Genomic DNA, 12,516 nt, shown 5'->3' with positions numbered 1-12,516 from the left:
TGCATCAATTGCCTTTAGGAGAATAAATTATCATACGGTGTATACTTTGTCAATCTATAGGCATATTTAGAAGATAGGAAGCATATCGGAAGGGGAAATGTGGATGTCGGCGCGGTCGCCAATGTAGTTCTCGGTCGTCTCGACCGATTCGTGTCCAAGTGCATTCTGGATCGACTTGAGCGAAGCGCCGGCTTCGTAGGCGAGGATAGCGAAGGTGCGCCGCATGTCGTGGGGCGCCAGGGGCATGTCTTCTGGGTTGTACTTCTGCACGACCAGCCAGACGGTTTGCGCTGTCATGCTGGCGCCAATCTTGCCGTTGCGAAAGATGCGCCGGAAGATCGGCCCGCTGGCGATGCCGGCCGCTTCCAGCCAGGCGTCGATGCGCGCCTTGATGCTTTCGTGGATGGCGACAGATCGCGTGCGGTGGTGCTTGCCTTCGATGTCCACGATCAGCCAACGTTTGTCGCGCTGCTGAATCTGTTTGACGGTGAGCGATGCGATTTCCTCACGCCGCAAGCCGGCGCCCAGTGCAATCGCCAGGATTGCGGCATCGCGCTTGCCGGCCAGCGTCGTTCGGTCTGGTGCGTCGAGGATGGATTTTGCCTGCTCTGCGGTCAACCAATTACCCAGTTTCTTGCCTTTACGCGGCTGGTTGGGCACGCGCTTGATGGCTTGGGCGGTCGATTCGTCGAGGAAGCCGTTGTCGGCGGCCTCCAGCGCCAGCTTGCGGATGGCCGCCAGCCGCTGGTTGATGCTCGACGCCGGCACGCCAGCCTCTCGCAGCGCGCGGATGTGCGCCTGCACGGTGATCCGGTTCAACCCTTGCCGGTTTTCCTGGATGTACCACGCCAGAAAATCGCGCAAAGCGCGGCTGTAGTCGCGGCGCGTGCGCGGCGAGGTAAGCGAATCCAGCACCATCTCGATAATCGGTGAAAGATCGGCGGATTGATAGGGCGTCGGCGTGCCGGCGGGTAAAACGGTGATGGCGTCCATCACGCTTGACCCGGCGCGGCTCGTTCTGCCCAGTCGATCAACCATCGACCAACGGCCAGCGCCGCTTCCGGCGTTAATTCGGTGCCCAGAGTGATGTTTTTGACCTTCACCCCGAATCCCAACTGCAAGTCGGCGTAGTCGCCTTCGTTTGCCACGATCAGTTCGACGGGGCGGTCTGGCTCTGTGATCTTGATGTAGTTTTTATTCTGCGTGATCTTCATCGTGGTCTTCTTTCCCAAAAAAAACACGAAGTGGAGTGTAGTTGACACAACCTACATCGTGTCAACTACACTCCACTTCGTCAGTCGCTAGATGCGTCAGACAAGATATCGCGCCGCCTTACCTTTTGACGCCCTTGTCGTTCAGGCGCAAATGGATCGACAAATACATCTAGCGAACCACGCTCTATCCGTTGGCTGATTGCCTGCACGGTGACGCCAGCCAGCCGTGCAGCGTCGGCAATGGTGATCAGTTCGTCGCCCTGATTGCGAATGACCGCAGCCCACCAGAGCGCACCAAGTTCGGTTTCCGCCCAGTAGTCCGGGATTTCATACCGGTTGTGCGTCGGTAGGCTGAATAGCCATTCCGCCATGCTCTGTGCGATTTCCTGCATTTCGCCGGGATCGCCATCGATCACGCCAGCGCCGTAAAGCGCCAACGTGCGCCACTCTTGCGGCTCCATCGTGTATTGCAGTGCATCGGCGGCGCCGGCGTAGAGTTGCGCCAGGGCGTGACGTGCGGCGGGCACACCGTCGGCGCCGGGCACGATCTGTCCTAACTGCCACAGCAGGCGGCGCTCGATGTACTGCATCGTAAACTCGCGCACAATGCGCTCGACTTCTGCACGTTTTTCATCGTTCGTCATAGTGGTATTTCCTTTCATGTGTAGGTCGCCGCTTCTGGGAAGTGGGCAACCAAGTTACGGTAAATTTCCGGCCAACCGCGCCGCAAGATGGCGAGTTGACCGTATCCCAAAACACGTTCTACTGCCAACGGGCCTATTCGCTGTTCAGCGGCGGACAAGCCCAACTCGTCAAGCCTGTCGTATGCGGCGTTGTAGTCGATTTGGTGGCTAAGAATGTACGCCCACACATCCTCGACGCTCCACCAGGCAATGGGGTTGCAGTGCCACTTACCGGTTTTTTGCGCCTGAAACAACACCCCATTCTTACGCAGATGAACGCGCCGATAGCCGGCCTCGTCAGCGCGCAGCCCCAGGAAGACGCCGGCTTCGGGAGCGCCGCGCGTGGCGATCTCGTCGTCATCTAGCCAACGTGCGCCGGCGGCCTCGGCTGCTTCTCTGCTTTCCCATCGCTGTGCCCAGTCGGTGCCGTCGAAATTTTGGTAGGCGACACGTCGCACGTTGGCAGTGCGATCCAGATAGGCGAAACTTTCCGGCAGCATTCGCTGGTGTAGCGAGTGGTGCGCTACGGCGTCGGGGAGCACCTCGCGCACCAGCGCCAATACGCAGGTCGAGTCCTTGCCGGTCGAAAACGCCACATACCACGATGGGCACGCCGCCAGAGCATCTTGCACGATTGAGCGCGCTTGGGCCAGCTTGCGTCGGTGCGTCGGCAGCGTGGCGTGCAATAGGTAGCGTTCCCGGTTTGCCGCTTTCACGCCGGCATCTCCATCAGAATCTGGTTGGCCCGCACGAAGTAGGGCGGGCGTACTCCGTAAATCTCAGCATTATCCAACGTCGTCGCCGGCAACCCTCTGGTCAGGCGGCCTTCAGCGTCGCGTTCGCTCCAGTCGTGCGGCCAGGCTTCGACCCGCCAATACTGGCCGGTTGCGTACTCCTGAAGCGCACCGTTGCCGTATGCCGCCTTTTTGCCGATGGCATGGATGTAGCCATTGAGTAGGCGGTCGATCTCGGCAATATCACCAACAACATACCAGACGCATTCATCGAGCGTGCGCAGATGGATAGGCATATTGTACGCCTTGTCGCGTCCGGCAGTCGTGTTGATCCGCCTGGCTTTGTCGTGCAAGTAGCTCACGCCATCGGCGTCGCTGAATTGACGCACCCAGGCGGATGCGTCCTGTTGCAACTGCATCGACTGTACGTCGCACCACGACGCCGCCCAGTATTGATGACCGCCGCGCTGTCGAGATTCGAGCGGCAACGCGCAATCCATCAGATCGCTGGCGGGAGAGCCAGCGGTAAGCGTAGGGAGTTGATAAAACTCTGCGCCAAATTTGTCCAGTAGATATGCCCGCTGGATCAATGCATCTACTGCGATCCAGCGGTCGTACACGAATAAAGTGTTGGGTTTACAGCTAATCTTCATTGGCGGCATATAGTTGCATCCTTCCTCGATTTTGACCACGCTTTCCGCTTTTCAGAATCGTCGTCACGACAGGTAGCGGATCACCAGGTACGATAATGGCGCGAAAATGAAACGGCTTGCGCACTCTAACACGCATTGCTGTACCGTTGTAAGTGACGGCGTGACGCTCTATCGGTGCAGCTTCGAGTGCATCCGCAATGACACGGATGCACTCGGCATATTCCAGGCGCGCAACACGCGCCTGGAATTGCTGTACCGCATGGGGCGTGATGAAGTAGCGCCCCCGCACCATCTCAGTCGGTCTCCTGCGCCAGCAGATCGCCTTGCAGGTTGCCGGCGTCCACGGTGCCGGTTGGGATTGGCTCACCCGGCTCAACAGCCATCAGCAGGATAGAGATAGCCTCTTTACGTGCGTCCAGGTGGCGCTGGTAGGCGTCGAAAGCGGCCTGTGCTTCCGGCGCCAACGCGATCTTGCCATCTGTCACGGCAAGGAATGGCTCCCCGTTGCGCCGGTAGTCCACATCGGCCATGCCGTGGCCGTGCTGCGACGCTCCACCCAGAACCGGGCGTTCGGCCCACTTCACCCAAGCGGAAATCCACGCACCGAGTTGGTGCTCAGTCGCCTGATAAAAGTGCCACTGATTCCACAGGCGCGTGCCGGCGACGATCACTTCGCGCTCGAACATCATGCCCATGTGCGCATCGGTGGCGCCGACCGTCGCTTGTCCGGCGATGTACGATCCCGCCAGCATCGCAGCGTCTTCGCGGCGGCTGTAGGACTCGGTGCCGATCACGCTCTGCATTGCCAGCATGTCGGCTTGACTGCGAAGAACTTGCGGAAGCACCGGGATCGCCTCGCGCACAATCGGCCATGCCTTGCCGCATTTTGTGCTGCCCTCGACCATGCTCGATGTGTTGAACGCGCCGCCAAGTAATCCATAGAGCGGCATCATGTCGATGAGTTTGCGACGCTGATCGATGTCGAAGCCCTTTTCGCCCGTGCGCACCAGGCTGCCGCCGACAAAAAGCGCACGGAAGTGGTCAATGTCCAACTTCCAGCCGAAACGATCCAGCAAGAAGCGGGCGGCGTGACGGCGAATGACGCCGTTACGGATGGCGTTGCCTGAGTAGACTGGCACCATCGGTATGTACGGCATCGCGCGCGTGCGGAATGCTTCCGGTACGGGTTTCTCGTCGGGCGCCGGCGCGCCAAGCAGCGCCATTTGCCCGTTTTCGGCAGCCTTGATCGTGCGCCCCTCGAAGCGGGCGGCGCTTTCTGCCTGCATACGCGCGACGATCAGCAAACGCTCACCTTGTTCGCGCAGCAGCGCCAGCAGCGTGTTGGCATCGGCGGCGGCCAGAATACTGGCAACGAACTCGGCGTCATCCTGAAAGTAGATTGGACTTTCGCCGGCGCCCATCTTCTGGAGCATCTCCATGAGGAAATCGCCAAGCGTCGCCTTCATGCGCGCGGTGACGGCGATGCGCTCGGCAAGTTGTGCGTAGCTCCAGGCGCGGTCGCTTTTGGACTGCCAGACGACGCGCAAAAGGCGCTGTGCGTACTGGCGCAGTTGCTCACGCTGCACCGGATCGGCGGTCAGCGCAGCGTAGGGGTCGAGAACAGGCGCACCGGCATCGTCGCGTTGGAGCACAGGCTCGCGGCGGAAGGGGATCACGGTTGCACCGGCATCGAAGGCGCCGTGTGCCAGGGATGACCGTAGGGTGATCGTGGCATGGAGGTTGAGATTCATTCGTCGTCGGTTCCTTTCTGCGCCAGGAATAGCGCAAGCTCAAAAATAGGCTGCCCTCGCAATGGGACGATTGACGCTTCTAGTCGCGCCCAGTCGTTTTCGCCCTGGGCAAGAATCCATTTGGGCGTATAGACGCCCGTGCGGATGGCGGTCTTGCTATGCTCCGCCAGGTACAGCGCCTCGATTGGCGTCAGCACGGCAGCAAGATGCGTAGGCGAACCGGCAATGACGCTGCCGCCAAGCGTGACTCGCCACGCGGTTGCGCCGGCGGCGTTGACCGGCGTGCGGTAGATGGCGTGGCCGGCGCTAAGCGGCGCATCCTGAATGCAAAGCAGCCAGGGATCGGCGCGTGGCGGCGACAACAACACCTCAGCCATGCGGCGCTTGTCGGAAAGTCCAAGCAACTCCCATTGACTACCAATAACCAAATGCGTCATTGTACGCATCTTGAACGGATTGGGCTTTGCCGGGTGCGTCGCCGCTTCCGACAGGCTGAAGGCGCAAGCAGCACACAGCCACTCCGCATCGGGTTGAAGCGCGTCGCCATGTGCCGTCCAGGTCTCGCCAAAGCGTTCTGCGGTAGGCACGCCAGCGCCTTCAACTTCACCGCCACAAAGATAACACTTGCCACCGGGCGGCGCGGTGGGGCGTTTCCGCTTGGACAGTTGCATCCATCCTGACGCGTCGATGACGGCGGGAACGGGCGGCTGGCCGGCGGCTTGATAAAGCAATCGAGTCGAGTTCATAATCCTCCTATTTCACGCTGAATCGACGGGCGTAAGTAAACAACCGGTGCGCATCGTCAATGAGGCGTTGCGCTTCAGCCTGTTGTTGCGCAGTCGGCGCATCGATACCGCGCAACTTGCGACCACGCGCCACCAACTTGACGGCACTGTACACCGCATTGTACTGCGTGCGCGCTCGGATGATGGCGCTGGCACGTTCGCGTCCGGTGAGATCGGCGGTAATCTCTTTTTCCGAAATATGGCGCAGTTGCGATAGATGCGCACGCGCCTTATTGATGCGTTCTGTGATCGGTGTCGCCATCTTCGATCCCTACAAAAAGCGTGGAACCGCCACGAACGGTACGCCGGCTGCCGAGGCCGCCTGTTGATCTTCCGGGCTGTCGCCATAATACACCGTGGCGCCAGCAACTTTGAGCATGAACGCGTGAGGCTTGCGCGCCCGCTCGGTCGTGTAGACGTGCCAGCGCGGGACGACCACAGAGATAAGCTCACGCAACTCTTGCGCCACCCGTTGAATCTCGGCAGGATCAGCTTTGGGGTGGTAGGTGGATGCAAAAATGGCGGCGACTGGGTAGCCGTTGCGCGTCAGGAAATTGCGACCTGCGTTCAGGCGCTGCGCAACCTGCAATGGTGTCGGGTACTTGGCCGGGTTGAGCCGGCTAAAGGCCATGCCGCCCTGGTTCGTGCAGATCACGACCGGCTGGCGCTGCCGGGGGAGCAGCGCCAGCAGACCCGTATTGAGCCGGATCGTCGTGGTGTGATCGCTGTAGTTGGCGACCACACCATCAAAATCGAGGGCGATCACAATGCCTGCACCAGGTCGTACTTGCCGAGGTACCCGCTGATGACGACGGCCTCGCACGCGCTCCAGCCGTAGCCGTCCGCGTAGTCCATGTCGGCGTCGGTTTTGGTGTCGGCGGCCGGCGCCGTCAACCAGACAACATCTACCGGGCCAAGCCCCAGGGCTTCGGCAGCTTCGGCGGTGTCGAGGGACTTGGCGCTTGGGCAGGTGGCCGACTTCCATTTGGCGGCGTCGTAGATGTCGGCAGTGAAGCCGGGCGCTTCGACGGCGGCGCGCTCGCGGACATAGAGCGCCTGGCAGTCATGGCCGCGTTCGACGCCGCGACGCAGACGGTCGCTGCCGTGCGCCTGGCACCACGCCAGCTTTTCAACCTGGCGTTGCTGCTTAGCTGCTTCAACGACAGCCTCGGCAGCCTTGCGCTGTGCTTGTTCTTCTAAAAATCGAACGTGGTCGGCGGCGCGCTTAGCTTCGGCGTCGGCTTCCTTTTCCGCGCGCTGCTTCTCTTGGCGCTGGTAGGCGTCCAGCGCCTCTGCGAGTGTTGGCACGGCATCAAACTCGACGCCGGGCGAAATGCTGATCTGAGTGTCAGCAATTCGCAGCGCCGCAACATTGCGGCGCTGTTCGACCGTGGCTTCCACCAGGTCGAACGTCTCTTGCCCGATAGTCGCCGGTCGGCAGCCGGTGGCGACGAACTCGGCGTCTCGCCATTTGTCGGAACGGTAAAAAGAAACTTTTAGCGTGCTCACGATCAATCTCCTTGCCGCACTTGCGGCGACACTTCCCTCTGCATTGCTCCGGCTTGGGACGGTCAGGCGGCGCACTTGCGTGCCTGGCTGCATTAAAGCGCCGGGATTGACCGCCCGGCGCGGCGTATGGTTTAGTGGCTAACAGCGGCGGCTATGGCCGCCTTGACTGTCTTGTGGCCGGCGGTGCGGCGCACCCAGGCGCCGGCCTCATTAACAAAGTAGAAGCTGCCGCCGACCGGCGAGACCGTGTGCTTGTGCCAGCCGACCACAGTCACCTTGATGACGTTGGCGGTCAGCGACTTGACGGTGCTACGCACGGAAGGCGTGCCCCACGAGCGGCTGTCGCCTTTGCCGTTGTAGACAACCAAGCTGCCGTCTTCGCTGAAAAACGGCGTGCAGTCGCTGGTGCGGAAATAGGTGTTGCTGCCAGGCATTTCGCTGAAGTTGCGGGTCTTGATTGCGACTGGGGCGGTGGTCTGTGTGGTGTTCATCGTTCTGACTCCTTACCGCACTTGCGGTCGGTAGTGGCTCGGCTCTTGCTTTGCCTTTTGGTTTCGTCTCACCACTTGGTGATAAGCTGATTATACCACACAATTCAATTGAATTGCAATACGGCAACCACGTAAATTCAATTGAATTATCAGGATTTTACACTTTTTTTACAATTTTGTACATCTCGCTGTTCTCTAGCGAGTCAGCAAGGATAGCCGCTGGCGTAATCTGGTAGACGTAGACGCGGTGGCGCCGGCTCCAGACGCGTGTCACTGCCTGGTCGCCATCCACGATGGAGCGCACCTCGAACGTGCGCCAGACCATCCCTTTCTTGGAGTCATGCACAAGCTGCTTGTACCGAAGTCCAATCAGGTTATCGTACTGCGACATCTCCAAACCTCGCTTTCAATGTAAACCAGTAGTCCGGCAGCACGCCCGCATCGAACAACTCGCGTCGATGCTGCCAAAAATGCTCCAGCCAGTCTTCATCGTCCCAGTCCGGGTGGGTCTTCTCCGCTGTCCTGAAGATGCCTTCGACGGCTATTCTTGCGCGCACCGTCTCACCGCGCCGTTGCAGGTCGGCCATTCTCTCCATTTGCGCTTCCAGGAAGCCTGGCTGCTGCGATTTGCGCCAGAAGGTCGCGCCGTAATCCCCGAAGGGCGGATAGGCTTGACGACCTTTCTCCAAAAAGGCGATTTGCTCAGGCGTCTTACCTTCAATCGCCTTCGCTCTCTCCTCGGCTTCCTGCTGTCGCTCTTTCTCCTCTTTCGCCCGCATACGGTCGCCAAATTCGCGCGCCTGTTGCCGATTCCGCTCGACAGCCGGCAATTCTTGTTCTGGCGTAGTAAGCCATGACGCCATTGCGCCATCAGGACGGAGTGCGTCCGCAAACAGCGGCATCGACCTGATGAGCTTCCCGTTTTTCCTTTTCGCGCGGCGGGCGGCGCGCTGCTCGTTGGTCAGAGTGTTGTTCATGGCAATTGCACAGCTTTCAGCGTAAACCAGTAGTCCGGCAGCACGCCCACGTCGTACAACTCGCGTCGATGCTGCCAGCAATACTCCAGCCAGTCTTCATCGTTCCAGTCTTGGTGAATCTTCTCTGCCATCTTGAAGATGCTCTCGACCGCCAACTTTGCTTCGCACACTTCGCAATGGCTGCGAAACGGGCCGCCAAAGAGTCCAGGCGACGTAGTGATCATGAAGCTCATTGGCTGGCGTGGCCGGCCACACGCGCACAGCGGATTGAGGCTGTCGGCGTCAACCGGCTTGTAGTGCAATTCGAGCGGCTTGCGGGGTGGGGTGTAACGCGGTGGGTACCGTTTCTCCATGTCGTGATACCAGCCCCAATAGTTCCCGATTTGCTCACGCACTGGCGCCCACTCTGCCAGCCACTCAGCCGTGCGCTTGCCGTCCTGCGTCGGGATCGTGTCGTATGCCGGCACGATGGCTTGCCAGCACGCGTCGCACAGCCAAAAACGGCGCGTGCGCTGCACATGCTCGACAACCTGCCCGCAATTGTCGCAGTGGTAGTGGCCGGCAATCAGATCGAGTTGCATAAGTCGAGGTGCCACACGTTGATCGGTCTGCCCGATTTCGCCGTCTCCGTCGCGACGAGAAAGAACCCTTTGCGCGCATACCAGGAATTCGCTGAAAGATCGGCGGGACACTTCGCAACGATGCATGACGCGCTAGCGACGACGCGCAGCAGATCGAGCATCTGCGTACCGGCTCCCGATTTCGTCGCAATGATCTCCCTAATCGTTAGCTGACCGTCGCGTCGCAAATGCCAGTGGCACATACCGCCGTCCACCAACAATAATTCGCCACGCTTGGAAGATTCGTGCAGTTGCTCGAAACACATTGCTAGTTCAGCCTCTCGATTTCATCGCCGTGCACGCGGATAATCTGATCCTGTGCGTTACCCCAAATCGTTGCAGCGTCCTGTCCGTTTCCAACTTGTGATTGGTAGTTCCACGATACCCCCGGCGACAATTCGACCAGTGTCGCTGCATGGCGCTGGATAACGCCGTGGTACGAATCCTCCCATAGCGGTGCTTCGTACAGCGCTCTGGCCGTGCGCAAAGGAAACTGAGAGATGTGAACGCGTGTCGGTTTCGGCGTCATGTCGAGCAGCGTCTCCTGCGCAATCACGCCGCGCATTGCCTCTGGCGCTTGCTCTCGCCATATCCACAGCGTCTTGATACCGTCAATCTGCCACTCTTTTAGCAGCGTGCGCCCATGCCGATTTTGCATGTCGGTCAACTCACCAAAGAGCCGGCGACAGTAGTCCAGCGACAGGCGCGCTTCTTGCCCCTCAAATAGCTCACGATTCACTGACGCCCAAGCTGCGCCCCCAGGCCGTAGGTTGGCGTTTGTCCAGGTCAAAAGCTCAGCGGTCAGCGGGTCGGTTTCCGCCCAGTACTTGGCTGTGCGGTCGTTGAAGACCAGCGGGCACGACCAACACCCGTAACGCAAATCGCCGTCCGGCCCGTAGATGGCGCGCAGCCGGCTGTTATCTAGCCCGTAGGAGGGCGCAATCAGTTGCAGGAAGTCCCACACGGCGCAAGTGCGCCAGTTGACCACGGGCAGCATAGTCGGAAACTTGCTCTTGACGCGCGCCATCGCATCCGGCCCGCATTCGCCGCCCATCGTGCATGACAGGTACTCGTCGCGCCGTGCGCTTTCGCCGTATCGTGCGCCGACCATCAAGAGCGCGTCGTTCAGGTTGAGGGCGTTGCGCATCTTGCGCGCCGGCTGAATCTTGAGTTGGTCGGTACACCAGCGCATCGCCTTTGTCGGAGGGGCGTAGCCGTACCCCAACAGACGCACCCAGAAGTCAGATTGCAACACCGGCGCAACCTTTACGTATCGCGCCTTGATGCCAAGCGACTCCCACGCCGCTACCAATGTCTGCGCCTTGTCGTCTACTTCTTCGAGAAACTGGTGAAACTCCATCTGCGTATCGGCAAACAGGATCGTGGCCGTCGCCGGCGCCTGCACGCTCCCTTCCTTGACGCACACCCATGCCGATTGTACGGTGGCGTTGCTGTCTTTGCCACCGCTGAACATGAAGAACCAGTCCGGGTTGTACGGTTCCTCGTTGATAATGCGCGCCGTGTCTTGCAGCGCGGCAAGCGGGTCTTGTATGCCTTGCATCACAGCATCCTTATCTGTCGTGACCGGACATCGGTCAAGCTATCCCACTCCCATGCCGGCGCGGGCAATCGCCAGCACCAGCCGTATTTGCCGGACGATCCCGGTATCGGGTTGCCGCTGGCGTCCCGGTACATCGGCGTGGCGTGGCTATGCTTGTAGATCGTGCCGCGGTGGTACTGCGGATCGTGATAGCTGATTGCCAACTCGATATGATACGGCTGCTCCAGGTAGACTGGCGGCCACAACCGCACCCGGTCAGCCTGCACGCGTTGTAGCACCTCGCTGATCGCCCAGGTCGGCGTAGTCGGGCGAAACATGCCGCGCCGGTCGTAGAAGCCGGGGACGGTGTACGGATCGCACCAGCGACCGCCTGCTTGCAAACCAGGGTCAATCCAAATGCGGCACAAATCGACCACCTGCCATTGCGTCGGCAAGCCGGGATAGCCACACCATCCGCCGCACCGCGTCGCGTGCGGGATGCCGAGCATGACCAGACCAACCGGTACGGCGTCGTAGTCGAGGACGTACACCATCGGGCGTGCGCGTGGGTCTACGCGCTGATGCAGGTAGTGGTCGCTCTCAACGATGCGTTGCGCCCAGTCGAGATCGTCGCGGTTGCCGAGTCGGATGGTAAGTGAGTGGGTCATTCAGCGAGTCCGTACTTTTTGCGAAGGAAGTCCAGAAAATACTCCGGGCGCGCTGGCACGCCAGATGCGTTCCACGCTGCGATGATCTCCGCACGGCGTTCTGCCGGCAACTGCCGCAAAAGCCGGCGTCCCTTCAGCCAGGATTCGGCTTCGTATTTGCGGTGAGCGTCGAATTGGCGCTTTGTCTGGCGATCTGCCGCCGCCACCGATTCTTCAGGCGTAGGCTGGCCGGCGCGAATCTGATCGGCAAACAACGGTAGTGCCATTGCCTGTCGTTCCAGCCGGCGTCGCGCCGCGGCCAGACGCCGGCTGGTGACATGCGGCTTAAAACGAACGTGGCTGCGTGCGAATCTCATGGCGCGATACCGACATTCCACATGTACGTGTCCGGCCCGTCCTCTCCATCGCACGCCGCCTGAATGATCTCCGCGTAATCGCTTCCGGCTAGGATACGCAACACTTGGTCGATCACCCACGTCTTGTGGTGATCGCCAGGGATTTGACCGTACTGGACTGCAAGAGAAATAGCAGCCTTGATCTTGCGCTCCTGGTCTGCCATCTTCGCGTCGTCTTCTTCTCGACTGGGCAGCGCGGACTGCATTTTGTGCAGTTCCACCCACGCGTCAAGCTGCGCTCGCAATCGCTTCTCGGCTTCGCTATTTTCCTGATTCGCCGGCGCCGTCGAGGTGCGCACGCCGGTGCGCTGGCATCGCCAGCAAAACGGTCGCGACTCAGGCGTGCAGTCGCACGGTGTCTCGACAAGCGTCCAGCCCATCGCCAGCAACACCTTGTCAGCTTGATGGCGGTCGCTTTCTTGTTCGCGTTCGGTCAGATCGGCATAGCGCGTTTCGATCTGGCGCGTCCAGCGGTCAACCAGATCGGCGGATATGG

At 60.2% G+C, this 12,516-nt stretch carries 20 protein-coding genes; all 20 read right to left on the bottom strand.

What is annotated here, in order from left to right; genetic code table 11:
- Positions 1–66 precede the first annotated feature (66 nt).
- The gene (locus IPK79_00315) at positions 67–993 is read right to left on the bottom strand and encodes a tyrosine-type recombinase/integrase (protein ID MBK8188876.1); all 927 of its coding nucleotides are present in this window, start codon (positions 991–993) and stop codon (positions 67–69) included.
- A complete protein-coding gene (locus tag IPK79_00310) occupies positions 993–1,214 on the bottom strand; it encodes a hypothetical protein (GenBank protein ID MBK8188875.1) in 222 nt (73 codons plus the stop codon). The genes IPK79_00315 and IPK79_00310 overlap by 1 nt, the downstream gene beginning before the upstream one ends.
- Positions 1,215–1,294: 80 nt before the next feature.
- Positions 1,295–1,858 (bottom strand): hypothetical protein, encoded by a 564-nt coding sequence (locus IPK79_00305; GenBank protein ID MBK8188874.1) that lies wholly within the window; start codon positions 1,856–1,858, stop codon positions 1,295–1,297.
- Between the two features lie 14 nt (positions 1,859–1,872).
- On the bottom strand, positions 1,873–2,613 hold the full coding sequence (locus IPK79_00300) for a phosphoadenosine phosphosulfate reductase family protein (GenBank protein MBK8188873.1): 741 nt from the start codon (positions 2,611–2,613) through the stop codon (positions 1,873–1,875).
- Positions 2,610–3,293 carry a hypothetical protein gene (locus IPK79_00295; protein MBK8188872.1) on the bottom strand — a complete coding sequence of 228 codons (684 nt, stop codon included), beginning with the start codon at positions 3,291–3,293 and terminating at the stop codon, positions 2,610–2,612. Before IPK79_00295 ends, IPK79_00300 begins: the two co-directional genes overlap by 4 nt.
- Positions 3,274–3,576, bottom strand: coding sequence for a hypothetical protein (locus tag IPK79_00290; protein MBK8188871.1), 303 nt, complete (start codon positions 3,574–3,576; stop codon positions 3,274–3,276). The genes IPK79_00295 and IPK79_00290 overlap by 20 nt, the downstream gene beginning before the upstream one ends.
- Position 3,577: 1 nt before the next feature.
- Positions 3,578–5,035 carry a hypothetical protein gene (locus IPK79_00285; GenBank protein ID MBK8188870.1) on the bottom strand — a complete coding sequence of 486 codons (1,458 nt, stop codon included), beginning with the start codon at positions 5,033–5,035 and terminating at the stop codon, positions 3,578–3,580.
- A complete protein-coding gene (locus tag IPK79_00280) occupies positions 5,032–5,781 on the bottom strand; it encodes a hypothetical protein (GenBank protein MBK8188869.1) in 750 nt (249 codons plus the stop codon). Before IPK79_00280 ends, IPK79_00285 begins: the two co-directional genes overlap by 4 nt.
- Before the next feature lie 7 nt (positions 5,782–5,788).
- On the bottom strand, positions 5,789–6,082 hold the full coding sequence (locus IPK79_00275; protein MBK8188868.1) for a hypothetical protein: 294 nt from the start codon (positions 6,080–6,082) through the stop codon (positions 5,789–5,791).
- Between the two features lie 9 nt (positions 6,083–6,091).
- Entirely contained in the window at positions 6,092–6,586 is a 495-nt protein-coding gene (locus tag IPK79_00270; protein ID MBK8188867.1) for a hypothetical protein, read from the bottom strand.
- A complete protein-coding gene (locus tag IPK79_00265) occupies positions 6,583–7,329 on the bottom strand; it encodes a hypothetical protein (GenBank protein MBK8188866.1) in 747 nt (248 codons plus the stop codon). The genes IPK79_00270 and IPK79_00265 overlap by 4 nt, the downstream gene beginning before the upstream one ends.
- A gap of 131 nt (positions 7,330–7,460) precedes the next feature.
- Positions 7,461–7,820, bottom strand: a complete 360-nt coding sequence (locus tag IPK79_00260) for a hypothetical protein (GenBank protein MBK8188865.1) — start codon at positions 7,818–7,820, stop codon at positions 7,461–7,463.
- 157 nt (positions 7,821–7,977) lie between these two features.
- The gene (locus IPK79_00255) at positions 7,978–8,211 is read right to left on the bottom strand and encodes a hypothetical protein (GenBank protein ID MBK8188864.1); all 234 of its coding nucleotides are present in this window, start codon (positions 8,209–8,211) and stop codon (positions 7,978–7,980) included.
- Positions 8,195–8,797 (bottom strand): hypothetical protein, encoded by a 603-nt coding sequence (locus tag IPK79_00250; protein MBK8188863.1) that lies wholly within the window; start codon positions 8,795–8,797, stop codon positions 8,195–8,197. The genes IPK79_00255 and IPK79_00250 overlap by 17 nt, the downstream gene beginning before the upstream one ends.
- Positions 8,794–9,378 carry a hypothetical protein gene (locus IPK79_00245; protein MBK8188862.1) on the bottom strand — a complete coding sequence of 195 codons (585 nt, stop codon included), beginning with the start codon at positions 9,376–9,378 and terminating at the stop codon, positions 8,794–8,796. Before IPK79_00245 ends, IPK79_00250 begins: the two co-directional genes overlap by 4 nt.
- Positions 9,363–9,683 (bottom strand): N-acetyltransferase, encoded by a 321-nt coding sequence (locus tag IPK79_00240; protein ID MBK8188861.1) that lies wholly within the window; start codon positions 9,681–9,683, stop codon positions 9,363–9,365. Before IPK79_00240 ends, IPK79_00245 begins: the two co-directional genes overlap by 16 nt.
- A 2-nt stretch (positions 9,684–9,685) precedes the next feature.
- Entirely contained in the window at positions 9,686–10,978 is a 1,293-nt protein-coding gene (locus IPK79_00235; GenBank protein ID MBK8188860.1) for a phosphoadenosine phosphosulfate reductase family protein, read from the bottom strand.
- Positions 10,978–11,625, bottom strand: a complete 648-nt coding sequence (locus tag IPK79_00230) for a hypothetical protein (GenBank protein MBK8188859.1) — start codon at positions 11,623–11,625, stop codon at positions 10,978–10,980. Before IPK79_00230 ends, IPK79_00235 begins: the two co-directional genes overlap by 1 nt.
- Complete coding sequence (locus IPK79_00225) at positions 11,622–11,981, bottom strand: hypothetical protein (protein ID MBK8188858.1); 360 nt, start codon at positions 11,979–11,981, stop codon at positions 11,622–11,624. Before IPK79_00225 ends, IPK79_00230 begins: the two co-directional genes overlap by 4 nt.
- On the bottom strand, positions 11,978–12,184 hold the full coding sequence (locus IPK79_00220; protein MBK8188857.1) for a hypothetical protein: 207 nt from the start codon (positions 12,182–12,184) through the stop codon (positions 11,978–11,980). The genes IPK79_00225 and IPK79_00220 overlap by 4 nt, the downstream gene beginning before the upstream one ends.
- Between the last annotated feature and the right edge of the window lie 332 nt (positions 12,185–12,516).

Source organism: Vampirovibrionales bacterium (assembly GCA_016712355.1).
Classification (GTDB): Bacteria; Cyanobacteriota; Vampirovibrionia; order Vampirovibrionales; family Vampirovibrionaceae; genus JADJRF01.
Note: the sequence above shows the minus strand (reverse complement) of the source record. Positions and strands in the feature narration are given on the sequence as shown.